This is a genomic window from Streptomyces fildesensis, from assembly GCF_016107395.1.
Taxonomy (GTDB): domain Bacteria; phylum Actinomycetota; class Actinomycetes; order Streptomycetales; family Streptomycetaceae; genus Actinacidiphila; species Actinacidiphila fildesensis.
The window spans coordinates 105509-128907 of record NZ_JAAIKO010000009.1 but is presented as its reverse complement, the minus strand read 5'-3'; the positions used below and the strand labels follow the sequence as shown (position 1 = coordinate 128907).

Genomic DNA, 23399 nt, shown 5'->3' with positions numbered 1-23399 from the left:
CCAGCGTCCGTCGGTGGAGGAGGCGAGGACAGGGCCGATCAGCTCGTCTTGTTGCCCTCGCTGTCCTGCCAGGCACGAATGACCTTGAGGATGCGCCGCCCTGAGTCAGTGAGCCGCATGGGGGTTGAGGGGGACGCACGCTCAAGGAGCCGTAGGCCGAGGTCCTCTTCGAGGCGGCGCAGGGTCGTGCTGAGCGTGGCGAGCGTGATTCCCGATGCCTTGCCCGCCTTGTTGAGGCTGTCATAGGAGGCGGCGACAGCGAAGCGTTCCAGACGGGCACGCGCCCGGCTCCCGGTGAATGCCGGCCGCAGTAGGGGCGGGACGCGCTGGAGTGCGGTGTCGTGGTGGAGGACACGCTGGTGGCTGCGGCCTCCTCGTTCGCGCGTCTCGATACCGGATTCCTTGATCCGTCTCAGCAGGGTCGCCAACGCGATGTGTCGTTCGGCGGCGAGGTCGGTGGCGGATCTCTGTTTGACGATGTACTGCTCGTACAGCCAGTCTTGGTCGATGTGAACGGTGCGGCGGTGGCCGGGTTGGCGTGGCTGGCGCAGGGGGATGGCGTACTCGGCGGCGAGTGTGGTGATCACCCGCGGGCTCACCCCGATGCGGCTGCCGATCTCTTTGAGCGTGTGCTCCTGCACGGTGTAGAGCTGAGTGAGTTCGTCGTGTGTCAGGGCCTGTCGCGCGTGGTGCAGTGCCGCGTTGGGACGCCACCCCTGGTCTGTTCGCTCGCGCAGTGGAGCAGGGTGGTGGGCGAGGACGAAGCGGACCGCTGCTGGTGTGGTGCTCAGTTCTTGGGCAGCCGCCGTCGATGAGCGGGTGCGGCCGCGGATGATCTGGTGCAGTGCGGCGGGGTCGATCGTGTCAGGGTCGGGTCCGGGCAGGTCGAGTCCGTTCAGCAGGTCGGCGGGCAGCTGCCAGGTGAGGGGTTCGTCGGCCAAGCCGTGGCGGTCCAGGAAGGCACGGGCCACGGCGTCGAGGGACTCGGCCAGAGCGGGCGTCTGCCAGGCGGGGAACTTGATCATCTGGTTCCGCACGGCTTCCGTGGCGTGGGTGGCGGGCAGCGCACTGAGGCGTTCGTTGAGCACCGTGCGGACAGTGTCGGCTCGGCGCTGTTGGCCGGCGGCGATCCCCACGGTGCGGCAGATGCTGAGCCATTGTTCATCGGGCAGCAGCGGCCGGTAGTCCAGGCGGCGGCGCCTGTGGTAGTCGATCGGAGTGTCGGTGGCATCGAGGTAGTCAGTGACGCGGATTAGCGCCTCCTGAATGGCGTCCCAACGGCCGGAATGGCCCAGGACGTGGAGCATGCGGGTCATGTGACTGTGGTTGAGTTCGGAGCCGAGCCGGGCCAGGGCCTCGCGTGCGTCCAGGCGGCTGCCGACCAGCAGGAGCATCCCGGACAGGGCCTGGCGCATGATCACGTCGTGGGCTCCCTGTGAGGGGGCGATCCGCAGCCACCACCAGGGCCAGGCGAGCGTGGGGATCTTGCGGGCCCGCCGGGCTGCAGCGCTCACGCCGGTGGCCGGCTTGCTAGGGGCAGCGGTGATCGTGCGGTAGCGCAACTGCTCGTTGAACTGGAGCCTGGGGACGAGGGCGGCCAGATGGACCGTCTTGAGGTAGGGACTGATGTCTGCGCCCCAGGACTGGACGAGTACGGCCGCCTGGGGTGATACCAGCGAGCGCGCGGCGTCGAGCAGTGCCCGCATGTCCTGGCCCGCCTGGTGAACATTGCGCTGGCTGAGGATTCTCAGGGCGGCAAGCACGGCTGCCGCCGTCGGCGCCGCCCCCAGCGGGGCCGACGATCCGGGGCGGTCCGGGAAGCGGGAGTCACGGTCCGTTGCGGGTAGACCGGCGAGGACTTCGGCAGGGATGCCGCCGACGAGATCGGTATCGGACAGCAGGTCGGGGTGGCGGGAGGCCACCATGAGGAAACGGGCTGCCACGGCGCGGATGTCGGCGAGTGCGACTGCTGCCGGCTGGGGGTTCGCGGCGTAGATACCGAAGTCGGCTATGTCCTTCTCGATGCACGTGTTGAGCAGGTGCTGTGCCTGGATCACGGCGGATTCCGGCGTCCATGCGGGGGTGGCGGCGTGGTGGAGGGCATGGCGGCAGCGGGGGCCTGTGCCGCTTCCCTGGGTCGCGTTCGCGCACCGTCCGGGGACCGGGATGCCGTAACCGCTGTGGGGCCGCATACGCTGGGGGCGCTCGCAGCCGGGGCAGTCATCGGCCAGCAGCCGGTTGTGTGTCAGGCAGGCGAACGACCAGCCCAGCCGCCACGACACCTTCCAGCGCCCTGCGCTGTCGGCCAGGCACGAGGGGCAGAAACGTGAGCCCCTCCCGCGGCCCCACAGCATCCGCTGGTTCACTGTCATGCTGTGAGGCTTGAGGGAGAGGGCCCGTCGGTCGTAGTGACGCAAGGTCATGCGGTGCACCTGGTCGGCCTCGATGCCGGTCGCCGCGGCGATTGCTTCGGCTTCGGTGTCGCTCAGCGCCACCGCCCAGTCCCACCGTGAACCCGGTACCCCGGAGCGGCGTGGGAGAATACCGAGAGCGGGCAGGAGGTCTTTGAGGTAGGTGTCGAGGCGGTGCGCGACGGCTTCGACCCAGGAGTCCAGCGCTTCGCCCTCGGCCGGCGGGACGCGGATCGGCAGAGTTCGCACCATGCTCATGCCGCTCCCTCCTGCCGCTGCCCCCGCTCGATCGGCGTGCCGGTGCTCTTGGGCTTGCTGGTCATCGTGTGGCGGGCGAATTTCTCTTCCAGGGCCTTGCGGGCCCGTTCCGAAGCGGCGTCGATTTTTACCTGCTCCAGGAGGCGACGGTCCAAGCGCTCAGCTCCGGTACGGGCCGCGCGTTGGCAGCCCCGGTTGATCAGTGTCATCAGGGATCCGATGTGGCCGGTGGTACGGAAGTAGAGGTAGTCGGACAACTCGTCGGCGAGCATGCCGGGGAATTTCCGGGCCAGGACGATCCGTTGCTCGAGCCACAGCAGCAGATTGCGCCACTGGCGCCGGTGCCGCTGAGTGTCGATCTTGAACGGATCCATCGTGAGTGGAGTGGTGCGACGCGCGGTCTGGGCCAGGGTGACGTCGCCGCTGGCATCGGCTTCGGAGTACAGGCCCCGGCTGGCCAGGCCCACCCCGATGAAGATCATGATGACCGGGAACTCGTTCGCGATGTGCTTGAAATGGTTACTGACCTCGCGGCCGTTCTTGTCCTGCCATTTCAAAAAGTGCAGGTCATCGACGATGAGGATCTTCGTTTCGCACTGCAGGACACAGTCCAGAGCCCGCTGGACGAACAGTGCGGAGGTGCCGCTGGTCTGTCCGGGGTGTCCGAAGAACTGCAGCATGGCCCGGTTGAAGTCTTTCATGCCGGTGTTGCTGGTCAGCCCGACCCGGCACACGGGCCACCGCTCGTGCCCATCTGCGGTGAACGCGCCGTGCCGCTGGATCTCGCGCCGGTGGTACTTCAGGGCGAAGTTCAACACCGCTGTGGTTTTGCCCAGCCCGGGGAACGCATCGATGGCGACGGCTCCCTTCGCCTTGTCTCCGTCCTGCAGACTGCTGTCCACGATGTCCCACAAGTCCTCCTGCAGGGATTCAAGTTGCGGGGTCTTGATCGGCCCGAGGTTGGCGTGCCACACGCTTCGGCTGTGTTCGTACATGTCCCGGGGTGGATCACCCACCTTCCCCAGGCCGGCCAGTTGCCGGGTCGTCATCAGCTCCGGCTGTGTGCGGGGTTCTGCTTCGGCCAGGGCCCGCAGTCCTTCCTTGCGTGACAGCGTGAGGTTGTCCAGGTGCGGCCGAGCGCCCTCGGGCGGATCTGTCGGGCGGGCACGCATCAGGCGTCCTCCAGAGCGTCGGCGTAGAAGTCGTCGGCCGCATCCCGGCCATCGAGTTCGTCGTCTTCGTCGTCATCACTGGGCACCGGGCCCTCGTAGGGCTCGGCCCCGTCCGCGTCCGGATCCTCCACGTCCTCCGGGCCCAGGGCACCTTCGTCAGCGAGGATCCGGGCGACCGACGGCAACGCACGGATGTCGTCGCCCTCGGTGTCCGGCAGGTCGAAGGCGGACTGCTCACGGGCCTGGCGCAGTGCGATGCGCCGCTCAGCCATGGTCAAACCCAGGCCCAGGTGCCAGCGTTCCAACAGCGCGGCGACGGCGGTCTCATCGTCGGGGAAGCGGTACTTCTTGCCGGCCACCTTGCGGGCGAGCTCGATGGCTTGCCCGCTGATCGGGAACTTCATCGCCGGGGCGTGTTCCCACTCCAGAGTGTGCCAGCGCCGGGTGTCCAGGCGCCGGAAGTATACGTAGTTGATGTTGTCGGGGTCGACGTGGATGGGCCACATTCCCTTGGCCTTCGGCCCCGTGTACGGGCTCGTCTCACCGCGGTAACCGTCCAGCCCTTCCCCGTTGTACCGGCACTTGCGGATCTCGACGCCGTAATGGTGCAGCGGTCTCCACTGCGTCTTCAGGAACTCGAACCCGAGCGCCGGATCGCGGGGGACTTCGATGTAGCCGGCACGGGCGATGCCGTGCTCGAACATCATCGACGGCGACAGCCGCAGCCCGGGGACCCGCGTATCGACCAGTCCGTCATGGGGTCTCACGTGATACACGCAGGCCACCCACTCGCGGATGATCGTCTCCAACTCGTGGAGGAAGAAAAACGCCTGGTCCTCCGGCCGCTCTCCCCGCGAGAACACATCCGGGCCCTTGTAACCGGGCAGCGATTCCAGCAGGCCCTCCCGCAGGGTCTTGAAGAATCTTTCGATCGGACCTTTGTCCCGGCCCGTCCGCAGACGAGCCGGCTGGATCGACAGCCCGAGCCGCTGGCAGACGGAGGTGATGTGCTCGCTGATGAAGGGCTTGCCGTGGTCGACCACGATGGTCTCCGGCACCAGGGCCGGCCCCGCGGCGCCCTTCTTCCCGCTGACCTTCTCGTCCCCCTCGCCCTCTTCGAGAGCTTTGCGTTCCACGAAGGCAGTGCGGGGGATGCCGTGATCGGGCCAGGCCGCCCACGACGGCCAGTCCCTGCCCGCCGGACGGGGACGGTAGGTCTGGAACAGCACCGCCGCGACATCGATGGACTGCGTGGACACCGGAGTGACCCTGACCCCCGTGACACACCTGTCGTACCAGTCCATCGCGACGGTCAACTCGGCCTGCACCCACTTCAGCGTGACCGGGTCCATCGCAAAGACGTCCAGCCGCGTGGTGTCCATCAGCAAGTACTCGCCCGGCCGAGTCGGCCGCAGCTTCCCGTACGCACCAGGCGGCCGGGCGGCGATGTCCCGGTTGCGTTTCGCGCTCAGCCTGAAGGTCGGCTTCCGCCGCTCCAGCTCCTCCAGCCACCGATATGCCGTCGCGCGGGTCGGTAGCTTCACCTCGTCCTCGCCGTATCGGGCGGCAAGCCGCGGGCCGACGCTGCGGATCACCTTCGCCCGGGTCGGTTGTGAGTCCTTCCCGTGCTCGGCCATGATCTCCAGGGCCATTTCCACCCACCGCGGATCGGCCCGCCCGAGCCCGCCCATGGTGCCGTCGCCGCGATCCGGCCCGCCATGGACGAGACCGGCCTCCTGATCGACGTGGAAGGCCCGCACCCACCGCTTGATGGTGCGCACGCTCACCCCCAACTCGGCAGCCTTGGCCTCGTACCGCTGCAGCTTGGGGGCCGTAGCCACGTACGGCGTCCGCGGTTCGCCCGGCTCCGGACACTCTGCGCTTCCCGACCGGAAACCGTAGAGAACCTCGTTGATGTGGGCGGCGCGCTCGCGCACCGCCTCCAGCTCCTCGTCCGTGAGCTGGGCCAGCAAAATGGAGGCCGTCTCGCGTGGGTCATCAGACCCGGGGCCCCGCCCGTCCGGGATGACTGCAGCCCGGCCGGAGGCGAGCACCTCCCGCAGCGACAACCGGAACCGGCAGCTCCGCCCATCACGCACCAGGACCTCGTTGCCGGCCGCGGAGCCGAACATCTCCTCCACGGTGACCACTTCACCGTCGTATTTCAGCCTCGTGCCCACCCCGACGCGTACCGCTGATCCGTTCACATGCCCTCCCCAGCGAGGCTCCCGCCGATGAACCGTGGTTCCGCCTTCCGCAGCGTCAATGTCCTGCTCACAGTCCTCGACCGGCGAGGGAAGATCGCGTTTCCCGGAGCCGGTCACGGCAGCCGGCGCCTGCCGCAGCTCATGGCGCTCGGACAGGGGCACCGCGAGATCTGTCACAAAGTGTTGGCACCACAGCAGCCGTAGGACGGCCGCCCGCACCCTCCAATCCGGATGGTGCGGAAAAGCTCGGAACGCGTCGCCGAGCGAGGCCCCGTACAGATCCGCCTCCCGGATCTCCACCAGCAGGTCCTCGTCGAAGAGCCAGTCGCGCCGGTAGCCGGCGAGGAAGCGCAAGTTCGCCAGCTCCGCTTCCGGCGGCTCGCACCACACCTCGAAGTCCCAGCCGCGGGAAAGGACCACCTCGCGAGCCCAGCCGAGCGCGAAGTTCACCTTGGGCCGCGTGAGCAGACGCCGCGGCTTGACGTCAACAACCAGCGGCACGTCCTTGCCCCGCAACACGAGGAAATCTGGAACATGGCGCCGAATACGATCGTCCACCGTGGTGGACAGGAGGAACGGCTGGGCGAAGACCGCCGTCACGTCCTGGTCGAAGTCGGCGTAGAGCAGGCGCGTCAGCTCGAGCCGCGACTCGTAGACAACATGGTCGCGCATCGTGGAGGACCAGTACGTGCCCGAGTAGTGCTTCTGGCCATGCCACCAACGGAACGTACGCCACGGCACTGAAGGCTCGAAGACATCGGCGCCGGCAATCGGCCAGAGCCGGTCTTCGTCGATCTTCCCGTCTGCATGGCGAAGACCCATCGAGACCTCGCCGAGCACGTACGACATACCCCACCCCTGAGCAGCAAGAACGGGGAGTAAAGCCCCCGGCCTCGACCAACTGAGACATCTCCACAATCGCGACGGAAAACACCGCTGCATAGATAGAGACCGGGATCAGCACTACTACGGGCGAACCATCAGACAGGAGTTCGTCTCACTGCCCTGTCCCTTGGGCCAGAAGAAGGCCACCACCAATGAGAAAAGGACATCAGAAGTGCGAGCCTACACCGTGAGCCGCTGGCGGCGGACACGGCGATGGCTGGAGCTGGTGCGGCACAACCCGCCGCAGGACCGTACGCCCGGTCCCGGGCTGGAGCACACGGTGCTGGTGGAGGCATTGCGGCAGTTGCCCGAGGCGCAGCGGACGGCAGTGGTGCTGCATCATCTGTGCGACATGAGTGTGGAAGAGGTCGCGGCAGCCACCGGTGCTGCGGTCGGGACCGTCAAGGCACGGCTGTCGCGGGGCAGGGCCGCTCTCGCCAGGCTGCTGAGTGTGCGGGACAGGGAAGGCAGCCATGTCTGACGTCGACGGCGAGCGGGACGAGTTCGACTCCGTGCTGCGCGGACTTGCTGCCGAGGGCGAGACGTCTCCTTCGCTGACCGGCGCGCAGATCCGCCGGCGCGGTGCGGGACGGCGCCGGCGTCGGCGGGTCGCGGCGTCCGCCGCGGTGACGGTGGCGCTGGTGGCGACTGCCGCGGTGGCGGCACCGCGGGTGCTGCAGTCGCACCGGCCGCCGGCCTCGCCCGCCGCGTCGGCGCCGGCCGCCCCGAGCCCGGACCCGAGCCCTTCTCGGACCGGGCGGGCGACGGTGTCCCTCGATCTGAGCCGGCAGCGGGTCGTCGTCGAGCGAGACGGCCACCAGGTTCGGACGATCCCGGTGTCCGTTCGGAGCTCCTCGCCGGCGGAGCGGCTGACCGTGGTGTCCAAATCCGCCGAGCGCACCGTGGCCGCGCCCACGCTCGGCTCCGGCGAACAGTACGACTACCGGGCCCAATGGGTGGTGGAACTGAAGTCGGACGGCGGTGCGACCGTCCTGCTGCTCGAGTGGCCGTTCAAGTCACCACGCGGCAGCCAGATCGGAGTGCCACTGAGCGAGAACGCCCAGTGGCTGTACCAGCAGCTCGAGATCGGAGCCACGATCACCGTGGACCACGGGTGAGCGGCGTGGAGGATGGCTCGGCTCCCCATCCCGACCAGGAGTCCTGACGCAGAGTCCTGACTCAGCGGCCGGCGGACGGGCGGCGGCGGTTCATGAGGGCCAGGCCGGCGCCCGCGCCGAGGGCGACGACGGCACCGCCGACGGCCCACTGCGGGGTGTCCCCAGCGCCGGTGGAGGCAAGCTCGGTACCGCTGTTCCCCGCGGGGGCGGCGGCGTTCGGCGCGGAGGTCACGACGGCGGCGGGCTTGCCGCTGACCTCGGTTCCCGGCTTCGGCTGGTCACCGGTGGTCGGCTTGTCGCCCGTGCCGGGCGTCGGGGTGGGCTTGTTGTTGGCCGCGTCCTCGGCGGCCTTGTCCTTGGCGCGGGCCTCGTACTGGCCCACTTCGAGGAAATACTTGATGCTCTCGGGAGTCCCGGTGCGGAGTGCGGCCTTGCCGGCCTTCTGCACTTCGGGGCCGCCGGCGTTGATGATCTGGGAGACCTTGACCTGGTCGTCCTCGAACTTGGCCTTGTACTGGCCGACTTCGAGGAAGTACTTGATGGCTTCGGGAGTGCCGAGCCGCAGTGCGGCGATGCCGGCCTCACGCACTGCGGGGCCGCCGAAGTTGATGATCCGGGCGACGCGGACCCGGTCGTCCTGAAGGCGGGCCTGGTACTGGCCGACCTCGAGGAAGTACTTGATGGCTTCGGGAGTGTTGGCGGTCAGCGCGGCTTCGCCGGCCTCCTGCAGCGAGGGGCCGCCGTCGCTGATGATCTGGGCGATCCGGACCCGGTCGTCCTGAAGGCGGGCCTGGTACTGGCCGACCTCGAGGAAGTACCGCAGGTCCTCCGGGGTACCGTCGAGCGCCTTCTGCGCCGCCTCCCGCACGGCCCGGCCGGTGTTCTTGTCGGTGAGGATCCTGAGGATCGCGACCCGGTCGTCGTCCGCCGAGGAGTCCGAACCGTGGGCGGGATCGGCCGGCTTCGTGTCCGGGGCCGTGTCGGGCGCCGAGGTGGTGACCGGCTGCGTACCTTCGGCGGCGACCGCCGGAGAGGAGAAGAGCACGGCCGGCGCGATCGCGGCCGCGGCGACGATCGCCGATATACGAGCCAGCTTCATCTGGTGAACCTACTTTTTATAAGAAAAGTCTGAGAATGTCCCCATAGAATAAGCTCGATTTGATCTTGCCTTGACCATAGTCGCCCTCGCCGCGCCCGACCCCCTCATCGCCCTGCAGGTGGGTCCGTTCTCCCGGAAGGGTGGTGCCGGGGCCGGGGCGACGGGACTATGGAGGCAGCGGGCGGGTATCCCCAGGCCACAAACCATGGTGCGGGTACAGGGACGAACTTGAGGGGGGCCATGCGTAGCTACGGCCGTGTGGTGATCGGCAACCTTGGCTGCGCCGTGATCCTGTGTCTTCCGGTTCCGCTCGCCTTCCTCGTGGGATACAGCGCCTGGCGTGCGGGCGAGGACTGGGCCTGGATCGCGCTCGCCATCGGAGGGGTCGGCCTGGTCGCGATCCCGCTGCCGACCCTCCGGTTCACGCGCCGTGCCTTCCCCCGGATCACGCGCAGGGACCGGCTGAAGGACCGAAGCGTCCCGTACGGGGACGACACCTTCGTGCTGTGGGCTCCTCGGTCGGAACCGAGCTCGGTGCAGGCGCGGTTGGTGCGGGCGGACGTCCTGGAGGCGTCGCTCGTGCGTTACGACCCCGAGGGCGGTGCGGGGTTCACCACCTACGGCGGCGGCCTCTCCCCCGATGAGTTCACACCGCTGGTCAGGATGCGGCTGCGCGTGCACGACGGCGACGAGGCCGAGGTCGCCGACCGGTTCGAGACCACGGGCGAGTGGCGGGTGCCGTCCCTGTGCCTGTCGGCGGTCACCGCGGGCCGGCTGGCCGTCCTGGTCGATCCAGGCCGTCCCGCCGACCCGGTCGATCCGCGGGTCCCCGGACGGGTGACCCCCCATTGGCCGCGCAGCGCCCTGCTCGCGGGCACGAGAACCTGCCGGGTGATCGACCTCGACGGCCGACCGACCGATGTGACCCGGCGCCCCGTGCGCCAGTTGCGCCAGATGCGGATCTCCCGGGAGGCCGGGGGCATCGAGATGACCGGCGACACGACCGATCTGCGGCGCCTGGACCCGGCCGTCGCGGCGCGCTACACCGCCGTGGCCGAACAGGACCGCGCCGCCCCGGAGGACCGGGCGCCGGTGACCGAGCCGGGCGAGGAGTCCCGGTGGCTCGTGGACAGCCTTCCGGGTGAGGCGGCGGGGTTCGGTCCCGTCGGCCGACGGTGGTCCCGCCGCGGTGGCGTGCTGGTGCGGGCCCGGTTCCTGCAGATGACCGCCACCAACACGTTCCAGAGCCACGGCCCGGTCCTCGACACGGTGTTGCGCATCCATCCGGCCGACGGCACACCCGCGTTCGACGCCGCCCGGCGGCTGACGGTGCCGATGAACTATCTCGCCGTCCTGCACCGCACGCGGGAGGTCGTCCTGTACGCCGCTCCGAACGGCAGGTCGTTCGTCGTCGACTGGGCCCGCACCAACCTCCTCGCCGGCACCACCGCGGCCACGGTCATCACGCCCGAAGGACAAGAACTCCCCGTCACGGAGCGCCCTGACGTGATCTGGGCCCTGATGAACCTGCTGGCATCCCGGGGCATCTCGAACCCGGCACCTGTCCTGGACCTCCGCAAGCGCCCCATGAGCGCGGCGTCCGGGGCGGTGATGGACGCGGTGCGGGGGAGCGCGTCCGAGGTGGGTGCGGGACGCGGATAGGCCGTAGAGAGGCACTTCGCCCAGGTTGCTTGACTGAATCCAGAGGCATCTCTAACTTTGGAGTACTCTCTAAGTCAAGGTGAAGGGGTGTGTGCGTATGCAGACGGTCGAAGGGGGGCTGCGTGAGCAGCACAAGGCCCAGCGACGGCTCCGGATCCTCGACGCGACGCGTGAACTCCTGCGGGACAACCCGGAAGCGGTGATCAGTACCGAGCGGATCGCCGAGCGAGCGGCGGTCGCCCCGGCCACCGTGTACAACCTGATCGGACCGCGCGACAAGATCTGGGAGGCGCTCGCCGCCGGGTTCACGGACGAACTCGAGCGCCGCCTGACGGCGCTCGGAGCCGGTGGCCCGCAGGAGGTCGTCAGGTCGACCGTCCAGCTGTTCGTGGACGACCCGGTCGTGTCGCGCCGCATGGTGCGCGAGTGGGAGGAGAGCGGGCTCGTACTCGACCGCAGTCCCCTCACCCAACTCCGCCAGGCGATGGCGGATGCACAGACACAGGGCCTGCTACGCGCCGACATCGACACCGACGCGTTGGCCGCCGTCGTCGGCACCGCGTGCGTGGGTGCGCTCCACCAGTGGGTCGCCGCCCTGATCGATGAGGACCGGTTCCTCGCACGTGCCCTGTTCGCGCTGGACGTCGCGCTCGCCGCGGCGGCCGCGGATGCCCACCGCGACCAACTCCTGGCGCCGCTGCGAACCCGGGGCGCGCCATGACGGCCGGTGCACTGCCGCGGGCCCGACGTTTCGTGGGCCGCGGCGGGATCCTGCTCACCGCGGATGTGTGGGGCGAGTCGTCCTCGCCGCCTCTTGTCCTGCTGCACGGCGGCGGCCAGACGCGACACGCCTGGGGTCGGACCGGTCCTCGACTGGCCGCACTGGGGTGGCGGGTCATCGCCCCGGACCTGCGGGGGCACGGCACCAGCGAATGGTCGGCCGATGGTGACTACGACCTCGACCTGTTCGCCGAGGACGTCCGGGCGCTCGTCGCCGAAGTCGGCGACCGGCCGGTGCTCGTCGGTGCCTCGCTCGGCGGCCTGAGTTCGCTGCTCGCCGCCGGAGAGGCACCCAGGGCGGCGATTCGCGCCCTGGTGCTCGTCGACGTCGCCCATCGACCGGACCCTCGCGGGGTTCGCCGGATCGTCGAGTTCATGCGCCGTGAACCGGACGGATTCGCCGGCGTCGGGGAAGCGGCCGCGGCGGTCTCCGCCCATCTGCCGCATCGCTCACGTCCGGACGACCCCGAGGGGATACGGAAGAACCTGCGACGCCACGGCGATCGGTGGGTCTGGCACTGGGACCCCCGGATGCTGGACAGCTTCGAGGGGCGGATGGACCCGCCCGGCATGGCGGAGCGGCTCCTCGACGCGGCGCGCCACGCCGACGCGCCGATTCTGCTCGTCCGCGGCGGGATCAGCGATGTGGTGCGGGAAGACATCGCCGAGGAGTTCTGCGCCAGGGTTCCCTACGCGCGGCGCGTCGATGTGGCGGGCGCGGGGCACATGGTGGCCGGAGATCGGAACGAGCACTTCATCGATGCGGTCATCCCGTTCCTGGACGGAATCGACTGAGCGACCCGTCTGAAGGCGTGGCAGGGTAGGTGTCATGTGTGGCCGATACGTCTCCACCCGCAGCCCCCAGGATCTGGCCCCGTTGTTCCAGGTCACCGCTCGGAATCCCGAACAGATCCTCGCGCCGAGCTGGAATGTCGCTCCGACGGATGACGTGTGGGCGGTGCTGGAGCGTGCCGACCGCGACAGCGGCGAGCTGGTGCGGCAGCTGCGGCCGCTGCGGTGGGGCCTGGTGCCGTCCTGGGCCAAGAGCCTGGGCGTCGGCGCGAAGATGATCAACGCCAGGGTGGAGACGGTCCACGAGAAGCCCGCCTACCGTCGCGCGTTCGCCAAGCGGCGCTGCCTGCTGCCGGCGGACGGCTTCTACGAGTGGCAGGCCGTTCCGGCGACGGACAGCGCGAAGGCGCACAAGCAGCCGTACTTCATCAGCCCCGAGGACGGGGCGGTGATGGCGATGGCGGGACTGTACGAGTTCTGGCGCGACCCGGAGGTCGCGGAGGACGATGCGGCGGCGTGGTGGACGACCTGCACCATCATCACCACCGAGGCCACCGACCTGGCCGGGCGGATCCACCCGCGCATGCCGCTGGCCATCGCCCCGGCCGACCACGACGCCTGGCTCGACCCCACCCACCAGGACCCGCACGAACTCCGGGCGCTCCTGGCCACTCCCGCCGACGGACACCTCGACACCCGTGCGGTGTCCACCGCGGTCAACAGCGTCCGCAACAACGGACCGCAACTCCTCGACGCCCCACCGGCAGATGCCGGCACCGGGTGAAGTGCGGCGGCGGGTGCGGTCAGGTGCGCCGTCACGCACTCCCTGGCTCGGTTTTGCGGGCGAGCAGGTGGATCTCCTGGAACTGCCGTCGGTCGGTGGGCTGAGGCTCGCGCACCATCCGGGCCACCTCGGCCAATCCCGCCTCGCGCAGCATCGCGGCGAGGTGGTCGGGTGACCACCGATAGGCCGGCACGACGGCGTGATCGAAGACCTGCGTCGGGTGGGACGCGTCATCGCTGGCCGAGAAGCCGATCAGAAGGTGGCCGCCAGGTGCCAGCACACGATGGAACTCCGCGAGTATGACGGGGAGTTCCCGCGGCGGCGTGTGGATGACGGACCACCGTGAGAGTACGCCGCTCAGCACACCGTCAGCGATGTTCAACGCGGCCATCGAGCCCACGTCGAACCGCAGGCCCGGATAAGCCTGCCGAGCCAATCCGATCATCGCGGGCGAGGCATCGATGCCGAACACCGCCGGCCCCAACTCGGCAAGATGCGCGGCGATATGGCCGGGCCCGCATCCCAGGTCCGCGACCGGGCCGCCCCCACTCCCACTGACGACCTCGGCGAAGGCCCTCAGGATCGCGCGGTCCAAGGGCCTGTCACGCAGCTCGTCGCGGAACCGCTGCGCATACAGGGAGGCAGCGGCGTCGTATCCCTCGCGGGTGGCATCGAGGGCATCGTGTTCGACCATGCCCGCGACAGTAGTTCCCGGCGACGGGGCGAGCGGGAGAATCACGATTCGCCCGCCCGCCTGTGCCGGGTTCGCCGCGGGCACCGGGGCTCGGGTCAGGTCGGCTGCTTGCCGGGGTGAAGTGCATGGGTCGGCTCAGACATGCAGGGTGGGCCGGTAGACGAGCTCCTGGATGCGGCCGTCGAGGGTGCGGCTCTCGATCAACTCGAGGTCGAAGTCGGCGGCGCCCTGGAAGACCGGGGCCAGACCGTTCCGACCGGTGATCACAGGGAAGAGGGTCACCTGGACGCGGTCGACCAGACCGGCGGCCATCAGCGCCCGGTTCATCGACAGGCTGCCGTGCGAGCGCAGCGGTACCTCGGACTCCTCCTTGAGCCGGGCGACGACGTCGACGGCATCGCCGCTCACGACCTTCGCATCCGGCCAGTCGAGGGGTCCTTCCAGCGTGGTGGAGACCACCGTTGCCGGCAGGCTCCTCATCCGGGTGACCCAGGCGTCACGCACATCGGAGTCCTCGGTGCTCGCGGCCAGCATCTCCGCGAACGCCCGATACGTGTTGGCTCCCATGACCATCCGCTGCTCCTCGGCGTACAGAGCGAGGCGGTGGTCGAGGAGCTCGGGGCCTTGCTTGCCCCAGTAGCCGGTCCAGTTGCCGCCGGCGCCGCCGAAGCCGTCGAGGCTGGAAAAGACGTCGAATGTGTAGGTGGCGGTCATGATGCGCTCCTCGGGTGCGGTTGATGGCGTGCTGGGGATAAAGACCGGCAATCGCTGCGAAACTCATCGCCCTCCGACGGTTCCCCGGGCCCAGCAGGACACTCGGCCCGGTCCTCCGTTCGGCGGACACCAGCACGCCCATGCGCTCCTCGGCCGTCCCGGCCGCCACCCGAGAGCCCCTGCTGGACGAGCACACCGCTCTCATGAGCCGCTGAGCCGCGTTCCTTGATCCTCCTCGCCGGCCACGGCGCCGGCCGAGAGGAGCGTCGCAGCGGCGAGGCTGCCCCAGAGGGCGGCCGAGCCGTGGGGTGCGAGAGTGGTGATGACCGCCGGGGAGACGGCGAGGCCGAAGCCCGTGGAGAGCTGGAAGCGGGCGAGTGAGCGTCCCAGGACGTGGGCCGGGGCGAGGACGGTGACGAGCGCGGTGGCACTGCCGGCATAGAGGATCTCGCCGATGGTGCAGGCCACGGACACCGTGGCGACGGCCGGGGCGGCCCAGCCGTGTCCCAGTGAGGTGGCCGCGAGGAAGCCGAGGTAGGACGCGGTGAGTACCCCGCCGGCGAGAGCCAGCAGCGTGCGCCGCGAGAAGCGGGACATCAGCACGGTGACCGGAACCTGCAGGGTGACCACCAGCACCGTGTTGGCCACGAAGATGGCTGCCGACCACATCGGGGATGCGTGCAGCTGTGTTACCAGTACCAGCGGGAGCGCGATTTCGGGGATGTTGAGGCAGAAGGCGTAGATCACGTTGGCGGCCAGCAGCGCGCGCATCCGTGGTGCGGGCCCGTCGCCCCCTTCCGTGGCCGGGGTAGCGGCCGGGTCCGCGCGCAGATGGACCGACCATGCCAGGGCCGCCGCGGTGAGATAGGCGAGCCCGGTGACGGCGGCCAGCGCCTGCAATGCGGTGGTGCCGCCCGCCAGGCAGGCGGTGGCAAGGAGCGCGCCGGCGCCCAGGCCGGCGTTGCGCAGGGCGCGGCCTGCCGCGAGAGCGGTGTCGCGTTCCCGGCCATGGGCGACCGTGGCCACGAGAGCCGCGTGGGCGGCCGGCCATGCCTGGTTCCCGATACCGAGGAAGAGGGCCGCCGTCGCGAACAGCCCGACGTGCCCTGCCGGGGTGGCCAGCAGCAGCGCCACGCCCACCACCCGCACCAGCATCGACGCCGCCACGACCGTGCTGCGTGCGCCCCGGTCCAGCCACCGGCCCACCGCGGGCATGCACACCAGGCCCACGACGACGCCGACCGTCATGGCGATGCCGGTGGCCGGCGCGGACAGCCTCAGCACCGTCACCCCGTAGAGCAGCAGAAAGGGCCGCAGCAGGCCGGTGCCGAGCGCATCCACGGCCAGGGCGACGGCATAGCGGGGACCTCCGGAGGCCCGGACAAGGGCACCGGGCTGGATCTTGGTGATGGTTGCCATGGCGTCAACGGTGCGTTCGGCCGCCGGGCCGGGAACGCCGGTTGACGGACACCGTCAACCGACGCCGTCGTCGCCCTTCCGGTCGGTGATGATGAGGGGGTGACCTTGAGGATCGACATCAGCGGCCTGCCGGCCGAGCGACTGCGGTTCGCCGCCTCCCCGCTGGCCGAGCTGACCGCGATGCTGCACGTGCTGGCCGAACCGGGACACCACCCGCAGCTCGCCGGCTGGGCCGGCGAGGTCTGGGCCGGGCTGCGGCCGGAACTGGCCGAGCGGTTGCGCGAGGCGGAGTTCCTCTGGCGTTCCTCGCAGGCCGACTTCCTGATCCCCGCCCGTCCTCGGCCGACCCTCGCCGAGGAGTTGGACGACGTGGACCGGATCGACGACGAAACGTATGTGCGGGCAGCACTCGTCACCACCTGCGGCAGCAACCGGGTCCACTTCGGCACGCCGTCGCCCCTCACCGATGCCGCCGCCCGCGAGCGGGCCCTGGACGTCGCCCAGGCCCGCGGCGCGCTGCAAGAGGCTTTCGCGGAACGGCTGCTCGCGGACCCGGCCGCTGTGCGGGCGCGGGTCCGCCACACCCTCGAACAGTGCGCCGAGGCCTTCTTCGACGCCGCTTGGACGGACGTCGCCGTGCGGCTCGCCACCGACCTGCGCATCAAGAACGACCTGCTGAAGCGCCAGGGCATCGGGGCGGCACTCGCATCGGTCTCCGGCGCGGTCACCCTGGCACCGGACGGCGACTGCATCATCGTGGACAAGCTGCAGGACAAGGCGACCGCCGCCCACGGCACCGGAGTGACCTTCATCCCCAGCGTCTTCGGCCGCCCGCACCTGGTGGCGGTCCACGCGCCCGGGTGGCAGCCGGTGGTGCAGTACCCCGTGGGCGAGCCGAGCCCATCGGAGCCGGTATCCCTGGAAACGGTCACACTACGGCTGGAGGCCCTCGCACATCCGGTACGCCTGCGGCTGCTGCGTACCCTGGCCCGCGGCCCGCACACCACCGGTGAGCTGGCCCACGCCTGGGAACTCTCACCCCCGGAGGTCTCCCGCCACCTCGCTGTCCTGCGCCGCGCGGGCCTGCTCACAGCCCGGCGGCACGGTCGCTACGTCCGCTACACCCTCAATCTGCCCGATCTGACAGCGCTGGGCGCCGACCTGCTGGCGGCCGTACTGCGCTGACACCCGTCGGCGGCTGCCCGGTCGGCACCGCGATGGTCGGCCCCGGGACGATCGGCACCGTCGTGATCGGGAACCCGGGGGGACCCTACGGGCGGGCCAGCCGGTGGCGGTCCACCCAGGCGCTGATCGCCGCGGCCAACTCCTCGGGGCGGTCCTCCGGAGAGTGGTGGCCGGCCAGGCCGAAGCGGGAGACCTCCAGGCCCGCGATGTTCTCCTCGCACCAGGCCACGGCCCCTTGGTCGGTCATCGCGCCCGGGCCCGGCTCGAACGCGGCGAGCAGCTTGGGGACGTCGGGGCTGGCGGCCAGCCAGGCGTCGTAGTGCTCGATGCGGGCCACGACGTCGGCGGGCTCGCCGTCCAGCGGCATCATGCGCGTCCACGCCAGAACCGGGCGGCGGCTGTGCGGGGTCGGGAAAGGGCGTCGGTAGACATCGAGGTCGGCAGGGTCGAGCGGGGTGGCGAGCGTGCCCGGGAGTCCCTCGATGAACAGTGACTTCTCCAGGATCATCTCCTCCCCCACCCCGGGGGTGCGCAGGAGGGTGAACAACTCCCGCCCGGCCGCCGGGAATTCGTCGCCGACCAGCGGTTTGATGATCGTCTCGGTGAAGGCTAGACCGCGGACGGTGCCCGGCAGGCGGGCGGCACGGTCGAAGGCGAGCGCGCCGCCCCAGTCGTGGCCGACCAGGACCGCCTCGGTGAGACCGAGGGCGTCGAACCAGGCGTCGAGGTAGCGGGAGTGGTCGTCGAAGGAGTAGGCGAGGTCGGGCTTGCCGGAGTCGCCCATGCCGATGAGGTCGGGGGCCAGCAGGCGGCGGCCGGGCGCGGCCACACCCGGCAGAACGTTCCGCCACAGGTGGGAGGAGGTGGGGTTGCCGTGGAGGAAGACGAACGGCAGCCCGTCGGGGTCGCCGGACTCCCGGTAGTGGACGGTGGAATCAAGGACGGGGATGGTGGGCATCTCGGGGTCACTTCGCTTTCAGTACGGGGAGGGGAAGGTTGAGGCTCAGGACGCGGTCGACGGCGATCTCGACGACGACCAGGTCCAACGGGGCGGGCGGTGCCGCCCCGTAGCGGACGGTGTAGCGGCGGACCGCCTCGGCCAGGCGCGCGGGTTCGTCCGTGACGGTGGCCCGGCCTTCGAGGGTGACCCAGTCGAATCCGTCCGCCTGGCAGAGCGCGACCCGGGCCGCCGGGCCGCCCGCCGCCACGTTCCGGGACTTGCGGGCTCCCGCCCGGGTGGTCACCCGGGCCAGGCCGGTGGTCGCGTCGAAGGTGAAGCGGACGGGCGTGACGTGCGGGGTGCCGTCGGGGCGGAGGGTGGTGAAGGTGGCCGTGTGGGGACGGGCGAAGAACGCCCGTGTGATGGCGGGGAGTTCAACGGCCCGGCTCATTTCTTCTTCACTCCCTCGTTCCAGATCAGCTTGGCGATGTTCGGCTGCACAGCCTTGGTGATGACACCCATGGCCGTGCGGACGTACCGTCGCTCCTCCATTTCGCGCAGCATGCTCGCGGCGAGGTCGGCACGGGCGGTGAAGACGCCGTCGGCGCTGGTCTCGGCGGTGTGGAAATCCGTGACGACGGGGTGCTCGAAGAGGCCGGACGGCCGCACGAGGGTCCAGTCCAGGCCCGTCCCACGGATCACGGCCTCCATCCGGCGCATGTCCTCGTGGAGGGTGCGGCCGAGGCGTCGGTTCACCAGCGGGTCGAGCACGTGGTTGAAGAAGTGCGCTCCGGTGGGACGCCAGTTGGGGTCGGCGATGCTGGAGCTGACAGTGAGCAGCCGCTTGACGCCGTGCCGGTCCATGGCCTCGGTGATGGCGGTGGCGCTCGCGGAGTACGTGGTGATGGCCTCCTTGCTGAAGCGTGCGCCCAGCGCGGACAGGACGGCGTCCGTCCCGCCGATCGCGGCGTCGACGGCCGCCGGGTCGGTGGCGTCGGCGACGGCTACGGTCAGTCCTGGCCGCGCGGCGATGGAGCCGGGGCGACGGGTCACGGCGACGACCTCGTGGCCGGTTGCCAGGGCTTGTTCGGTGAGGTGGCGGCCGGTCGGTCCATTGGCGCCGAAGACTGCGATACGCATGATGTCGGGTCATCCCTCCGTGTGGTTTCCGGAACGCCCTTGACTGTGCCGATCATGAAACGCAAGCTCAACGCTGATGAATAACACCGCCCCCGCCCCAGCCCGCACGCGCGGCCGCCCGCGTGGCAACCCGCCGACCCGCGAGTCGATCGTCGTGGCGGCCCGCGCGCTGTTCCTGGAGCGCGGCTACCGGCGCACCACCCTGCGCGCGGTGGCCGGCGCCGCCGGGGTCGACCCGGCACTCATCGCGTACCACTTCGGGTCGAAGAAGGGCCTGTTCGCAGACGTGATGCAGTTCCAGTGCGCCAACGCACTGGCAGTGGACGATGTCCTCCTCGGCGACCCGGCGACCCTCCCCGACCGCTTGATCGACGCGGTGACGGACCTGTGGGAGGACGCCGACTTCCGCCGGCTCACCGCCCAGGGTGACGAGGCCTCCGAGGTGATCCGCGAATATCTGGAACAGGAGCTGCTGGCCCGGCTTGTTGAATTTCTCGGCGGCCGGGACGCGACCGCCCGTGCCACGGCTGTGGTGACGATCCTCGGCGGCCTCATCTACACCCGCTACCTCAACCCGCTCCCCACCCCCGCCGCCCTCACCCCCGCCGAGTCCCGCCGCATCCTCACCCCGGCGCTGCGCGCCGCACTGACGCCGAGGGCGCGCACCGCGGCAGCCACGAGAGCAGCCCACCGGGGCTAGCGCGAACCCCTCCGCGGCTCCACGGTCTCCTGCTGTTCGACGGAACGCCGGATGGCTTAGGGCCGTCGGCCGGGCCTGCCGCAGGCGCGTATTTCCATTGCCGACGAGCCACACCTGTCCATACGGTCACCAGTGGTACGGCATGAACACAGCACAAGGGAGAGCATGTGGCCAGGGTCGCGCAGCTGGTGTCCTACCCCGTCAAGGGCTGCGCCCCCATGCCGACGCACACCGCGGTGCTGACCCCCGCGGGCCTCGCGCATGACCGCAGTTTCATGGTCACCGGCGAGGACGGAGTCTTCCGCAGCCAGCGGCGCAACCCGCGACTGGCAGTGATCCGCCCCGAGCTCAGCGACGGCGGAGAGCGGCTCACCCTGCACGCCCCGGGCGCGGACCCGACGGGCATCGACATCGACACCTCCGGCCGTCCTCGCGACGTCACGCTGTTCGGGGCTCCGTTCAGGGGCATCGACCAGGGAACCGAAGCCGCCGCATGGCTGTCCGACGTTCTCGGCACCCCGAGCCGCCTGGTGCGCGTTCCGGCCGACCACCACCGCGTCACCGACGGCCGGACACCCGGCACCTCCGGCTACGCCGACAGCTGCGCCGTCCACATCCTTTCCCGGTCCACCGTGGATCTGCTGAACGAGCGGCTGGGCGAACACGGCAGCCCGCCCCTCCCCATGGACCGCTTCCGCCCGAACATCGTCGTCGACGGCTGGGACACCCCCCACACCGAGGACCGCGCCCACCGCATCACTATCGGCGACAGCGAACTCGGCTACGCCAAGCTCGCCATCCGGTGCGCCGTCACCATGGTCGACCAGCAGGCCGGCACCAAGGCGGGCCCCGAGCCACTGCGCACCCTGGCCATCTATCGCCGGGCCGCCGAGGGCGGCGTCGCCTTCGGCACCAAGTACGCCGTACTGCGACCCGGAAAACTGTCCACCGGCGACGAGGTGCACGTCACCTCCTGGGGGGCATCGGAGCTGTGAACCGGGCATCGGATCGCCGGCCGGAGGCCCGCCGGTGGGACCGTCGCGAACCGGCCACCGGGATCCGCCCGTTCGCCGGGGCCGCTCTCCGGCACGGGACCGGTGTCCGGAACAATCCGGTGGCATGAGCGTGAGACCCTCCGACGACCTGGCCGCCGCCTTCGCCCGCCTGGGCGGTGAGGAGGACGGACAGGTCTGGAGCGACCTGTGGGACGACCTGTGTCACCAGGAATCCGTCTACGACGACAGCTTCCCCGCCCTCCCGTACCTGGCGGCCATCGCGACCGGCCGCTCCCCCGGGGAGCCGCAAGAGGCCGTCCTGATGGCGGGCCTCATCGCCTCGGCTGCGGACGACGACCGCCGCACGCGGTACGCCGAGGAGATCGCCGTCTTCGCGGTCGCGGAGCAGGTCGAGGAGAGCTACCGATGAGCGACGCGCTCGCGCGGCTCGACAACGTCGACTGGGCGGCGCTGAGGCACGCCTACGGTGCTGCCGGGGACGTGCCCGGCATGCTGCGGGATCTCCACCGGCCGGAGAAGGCCGCGGCCGCTGCCGACGATCTGCTCACGCACGTCCACCATCAGGGCGGCGCGGTCCATTCCTCGGCTCCGGCCGCTCTTGGGTACGTCATCGCGGCCGCCGCCGACCCGGCCATCGACGCGGACGTCCGCCAGGAGCTCCTGGACCTCGTCGGGGCGCTGGCCGACGCGGCGAACAGCGCAGCACCCCGCTTCGTCACCTCGGCCTGGCCCGCCGCGTGGGACCTGGCGGTGACGGACCTGTTGCCGCTGCTGGACGGTCCGCTGGCGGTGCACCGTACCGCCGTCGCTGACGCCCTCGCGCAGGCCCACCACCGGGCCGACGAGGTGACCGCGGGGCTGCGGACCCGGTGGGCCGTGGAGTCCGACCCACAAACGAGGATCCAACTCGTCAACTCGGTCGGCTCGTTGATCGCCCATGCTCGTGAACAGCGCGGCGCCTCGATCGGCTGGCTGCGGGAACTCATGGACGACGCCGAGCCCTCCGTACGCCTCGCTGCCGTGCAGGCCTTGCGCCGCGCGCTTCCGGGGCAGGACGACTCCGTGTACGCACAGACAGTGTCCAACGTGCTGTCCGGCAGCGAACCGGAGACATGGCGGCCGGGACGCGGCGCGGCCAAGCCCACGGTCGTCTGGGCCGTCGGCCTGCTGGGAGAGGACCGGGCGGCCCTGGCCGACGCAATCCAGAGACTGATCGGCCACCCCGACCCCTCCGTGCGCGCGGGCGCGCTGCAGGCGGCCGCCCAGGCGCTCAGCCGTCGGCGCTCCGCCGTCCCGGAGTTGCTCCCGGCTGTGGCCCGTTCACTGTCCGACCCCGAGCCCGACAACCGGCTCTTCGCCTCCCGGGTCCTCGGCATGTGCGGGCACGCCGCCCGTCCCTGGGCGGACGCGCTGGCGGCCATGGTGACGGACGAGGGCGAGCCGTACCTGCCCGCCCGGTCCCACGCGATCTGGGCCCTGTCCCGGCTCGGTGACGCCCGGTGCGTACCACCGCTGGTGCGGCGGCTGGCCCAAGCGCAGCTCGGGTTCGCGTACCACGCGTCCCACGCCGACGGCTGGTGGACGTACGAGCTGAGCCTCAACGAGGTCGCCGCAGGGCTCAGCGCCCACGCCGACGCACTGCTGCCCCCGCTGCGGGCCCGGCTCGCCGCCGCATCCACCCTCGACGAACGCCGCGAGCTCTGCCGCTTGCTGGAGTCCTGGGGCGCCGCGGCCGCCCCCGCCCTCCCGGAACTGCTGGGCCTCCTGGACACCCACGCCGTGGTGTGGGCTTTGGACGCACTCGCCGCGATCGGACCGGCCGCGGCCCGGGCCGTGCCCCGCGAGCGGCTGCGCGCCCTGCTCGACGCCCCGCCCGCGGACCAGCCGTTCGCGCCGCGCAGCCTGGCGCTCGCGTACGGGCGGCTGACCGGCGACCGGGAGCCCGCGCTGGCTCTGCTGGTCCCGCAGTTGGGCGAGCCGTACGACCAGGACAACGCCGCCGTTCTGCTGGCGGAACTGGGCACGCCGGGCGCCGCGTACGTCGGGCGGCTGCGCGAACTCCTCACCGTGCACCAGGAGGGCTGGCTACCGCTGCGTGTCGGCGAGGCGCTGTGGCGGATCACCGGGCGAACCGACGAGGTGGTCCCTGTCCTGGTCCGAGCGATCGCACCGTTCACCGAGCGGGGCGGCGTTCATCGGGCGGTCGTCGAGACCGTGAAGCTGCTGGCCGAGATCGGCACCGACGCCGCCCCGGCGGAGCCCGTCCTGCGGGCGTTCCTGGACGCCGACGTGCGCCCCGTCAGACAGGGAACCTGGCGCTCCGTCCCGGAGGACGACGACCTGTGCGACGCGGCGCGCGCCGCACTCCACGCCATCTGCGGACCTGGCGCCGCCTGACACGGCACGAGCCACGGCGCCCACCC

The 23399-nt window shown here is 70.5% G+C and carries 20 protein-coding genes and 1 pseudogene; 11 read left to right on the top strand and 10 right to left on the bottom strand.

The genetic code is table 11. The features are described from left to right. Nucleotides 1-38: 38 nt before the first annotated feature. From C6N31_RS16525 to C6N31_RS16515, 3 genes are read right to left on the bottom strand one after another with little or no spacing between them, the layout of a single operon-like run. Nucleotides 39-2669, bottom strand: coding sequence for a TniQ family protein (locus C6N31_RS16525; protein WP_138352369.1), 2631 nt, complete (start codon nucleotides 2667-2669; stop codon nucleotides 39-41). Further along, nucleotides 2666-3841 (bottom strand): ATP-binding protein, encoded by a 1176-nt coding sequence (locus C6N31_RS16520; RefSeq protein WP_138352368.1) that lies wholly within the window; start codon nucleotides 3839-3841, stop codon nucleotides 2666-2668. The genes C6N31_RS16525 and C6N31_RS16520 overlap by 4 nt, the downstream gene beginning before the upstream one ends. Continuing rightward, the gene (locus C6N31_RS16515; protein ID WP_138352367.1) at nucleotides 3841-6897 is read right to left on the bottom strand and encodes a TnsA-like heteromeric transposase endonuclease subunit; all 3057 of its coding nucleotides are present in this window, start codon (nucleotides 6895-6897) and stop codon (nucleotides 3841-3843) included. The genes C6N31_RS16520 and C6N31_RS16515 overlap by 1 nt, the downstream gene beginning before the upstream one ends. Before the next feature lie 223 nt (nucleotides 6898-7120). Here C6N31_RS16515 and C6N31_RS43860 point away from each other — a divergent pair. Then, a pseudogene (locus C6N31_RS43860) lies at nucleotides 7121-7414 on the top strand (sigma factor-like helix-turn-helix DNA-binding protein); the annotation flags it as partial. Beyond that, nucleotides 7407-8051, top strand: coding sequence for a L,D-transpeptidase (locus C6N31_RS16505; protein ID WP_138352365.1), 645 nt, complete (start codon nucleotides 7407-7409; stop codon nucleotides 8049-8051). The pseudogene C6N31_RS43860 and the gene C6N31_RS16505, both read left to right, overlap by 8 nt. 61 nt (nucleotides 8052-8112) lie before the next feature. Here C6N31_RS16505 and C6N31_RS16500 read toward each other — a convergent pair whose 3' ends face one another. Further along, nucleotides 8113-9150, bottom strand: a complete 1038-nt coding sequence (locus tag C6N31_RS16500) for an ALF repeat-containing protein (protein ID WP_198357746.1) — start codon at nucleotides 9148-9150, stop codon at nucleotides 8113-8115. Nucleotides 9151-9411: 261 nt separating this feature from the next. Between C6N31_RS16500 and C6N31_RS16495 the strand changes: the two genes are divergently transcribed. The 4 genes from C6N31_RS16495 (at nucleotide 9412) to C6N31_RS16480 (ending at nucleotide 13168) form a co-directional block, all read left to right on the top strand. Next, complete coding sequence (locus C6N31_RS16495; RefSeq protein ID WP_307811418.1) at nucleotides 9412-10812, top strand: hypothetical protein; 1401 nt, start codon at nucleotides 9412-9414, stop codon at nucleotides 10810-10812. A 97-nt stretch (nucleotides 10813-10909) separates the two neighbouring features. Continuing rightward, nucleotides 10910-11533, top strand: a complete 624-nt coding sequence (locus tag C6N31_RS16490) for a TetR/AcrR family transcriptional regulator (protein ID WP_138352430.1) — start codon at nucleotides 10910-10912, stop codon at nucleotides 11531-11533. Continuing rightward, complete coding sequence (locus C6N31_RS16485; RefSeq protein WP_232485269.1) at nucleotides 11530-12387, top strand: alpha/beta fold hydrolase; 858 nt, start codon at nucleotides 11530-11532, stop codon at nucleotides 12385-12387. The genes C6N31_RS16490 and C6N31_RS16485 overlap by 4 nt, the downstream gene beginning before the upstream one ends. A 34-nt stretch (nucleotides 12388-12421) precedes the next feature. Then, nucleotides 12422-13168 (top strand): SOS response-associated peptidase, encoded by a 747-nt coding sequence (locus C6N31_RS16480; RefSeq protein ID WP_198357744.1) that lies wholly within the window; start codon nucleotides 12422-12424, stop codon nucleotides 13166-13168. Between the two features lie 31 nt (nucleotides 13169-13199). Here the strand turns inward: C6N31_RS16480 and C6N31_RS16475 are convergent, their stop codons facing one another. The 3 genes from C6N31_RS16475 to C6N31_RS16465 all read right to left on the bottom strand — a co-directional run bounded on the left by C6N31_RS16475 (nucleotide 13200) and on the right by C6N31_RS16465 (nucleotide 15995). Then, on the bottom strand, nucleotides 13200-13862 hold the full coding sequence (locus C6N31_RS16475; RefSeq protein WP_138352361.1) for a class I SAM-dependent methyltransferase: 663 nt from the start codon (nucleotides 13860-13862) through the stop codon (nucleotides 13200-13202). A 135-nt stretch (nucleotides 13863-13997) separates the two neighbouring features. Further along, on the bottom strand, nucleotides 13998-14576 hold the full coding sequence (locus C6N31_RS16470; protein ID WP_138352360.1) for a dihydrofolate reductase family protein: 579 nt from the start codon (nucleotides 14574-14576) through the stop codon (nucleotides 13998-14000). 201 nt (nucleotides 14577-14777) lie between these two features. Then, nucleotides 14778-15995, bottom strand: a complete 1218-nt coding sequence (locus tag C6N31_RS16465) for an MFS transporter (protein ID WP_198357743.1) — start codon at nucleotides 15993-15995, stop codon at nucleotides 14778-14780. Between the two features lie 99 nt (nucleotides 15996-16094). Between C6N31_RS16465 and C6N31_RS16460 the strand changes: the two genes are divergently transcribed. Beyond that, nucleotides 16095-17180 (top strand): helix-turn-helix domain-containing protein, encoded by a 1086-nt coding sequence (locus C6N31_RS16460; RefSeq protein ID WP_198357742.1) that lies wholly within the window; start codon nucleotides 16095-16097, stop codon nucleotides 17178-17180. Nucleotides 17181-17265: 85 nt separating this feature from the next. Here the strand turns inward: C6N31_RS16460 and C6N31_RS16455 are convergent, their stop codons facing one another. From C6N31_RS16455 to C6N31_RS16445, 3 genes are read right to left on the bottom strand one after another with little or no spacing between them, the layout of a single operon-like run. Next, complete coding sequence (locus tag C6N31_RS16455; protein WP_138352357.1) at nucleotides 17266-18138, bottom strand: haloalkane dehalogenase; 873 nt, start codon at nucleotides 18136-18138, stop codon at nucleotides 17266-17268. Nucleotides 18139-18145: 7 nt separating this feature from the next. Then, nucleotides 18146-18571 (bottom strand): pyridoxamine 5'-phosphate oxidase family protein, encoded by a 426-nt coding sequence (locus tag C6N31_RS16450; RefSeq protein ID WP_198357741.1) that lies wholly within the window; start codon nucleotides 18569-18571, stop codon nucleotides 18146-18148. Next, nucleotides 18568-19260 (bottom strand): NAD(P)-dependent oxidoreductase, encoded by a 693-nt coding sequence (locus C6N31_RS16445; protein WP_198357740.1) that lies wholly within the window; start codon nucleotides 19258-19260, stop codon nucleotides 18568-18570. Before C6N31_RS16445 ends, C6N31_RS16450 begins: the two co-directional genes overlap by 4 nt. 76 nt (nucleotides 19261-19336) lie before the next feature. Between C6N31_RS16445 and C6N31_RS16440 the strand changes: the two genes are divergently transcribed. The 4 genes from C6N31_RS16440 (at nucleotide 19337) to C6N31_RS16425 (ending at nucleotide 23373) form a co-directional block, all read left to right on the top strand. Beyond that, complete coding sequence (locus C6N31_RS16440) at nucleotides 19337-19960, top strand: TetR/AcrR family transcriptional regulator (RefSeq protein WP_138352354.1); 624 nt, start codon at nucleotides 19337-19339, stop codon at nucleotides 19958-19960. A gap of 167 nt (nucleotides 19961-20127) precedes the next feature. Beyond that, nucleotides 20128-20955, top strand: a complete 828-nt coding sequence (locus C6N31_RS16435; RefSeq protein WP_138352353.1) for an MOSC domain-containing protein — start codon at nucleotides 20128-20130, stop codon at nucleotides 20953-20955. 124 nt (nucleotides 20956-21079) lie between these two features. Then, on the top strand, nucleotides 21080-21385 hold the full coding sequence (locus C6N31_RS16430; RefSeq protein WP_138352352.1) for a hypothetical protein: 306 nt from the start codon (nucleotides 21080-21082) through the stop codon (nucleotides 21383-21385). Continuing rightward, nucleotides 21382-23373 (top strand): hypothetical protein, encoded by a 1992-nt coding sequence (locus tag C6N31_RS16425; protein ID WP_198357739.1) that lies wholly within the window; start codon nucleotides 21382-21384, stop codon nucleotides 23371-23373. The genes C6N31_RS16430 and C6N31_RS16425 overlap by 4 nt, the downstream gene beginning before the upstream one ends. Nucleotides 23374-23399: the final 26 nt, after the last annotated feature.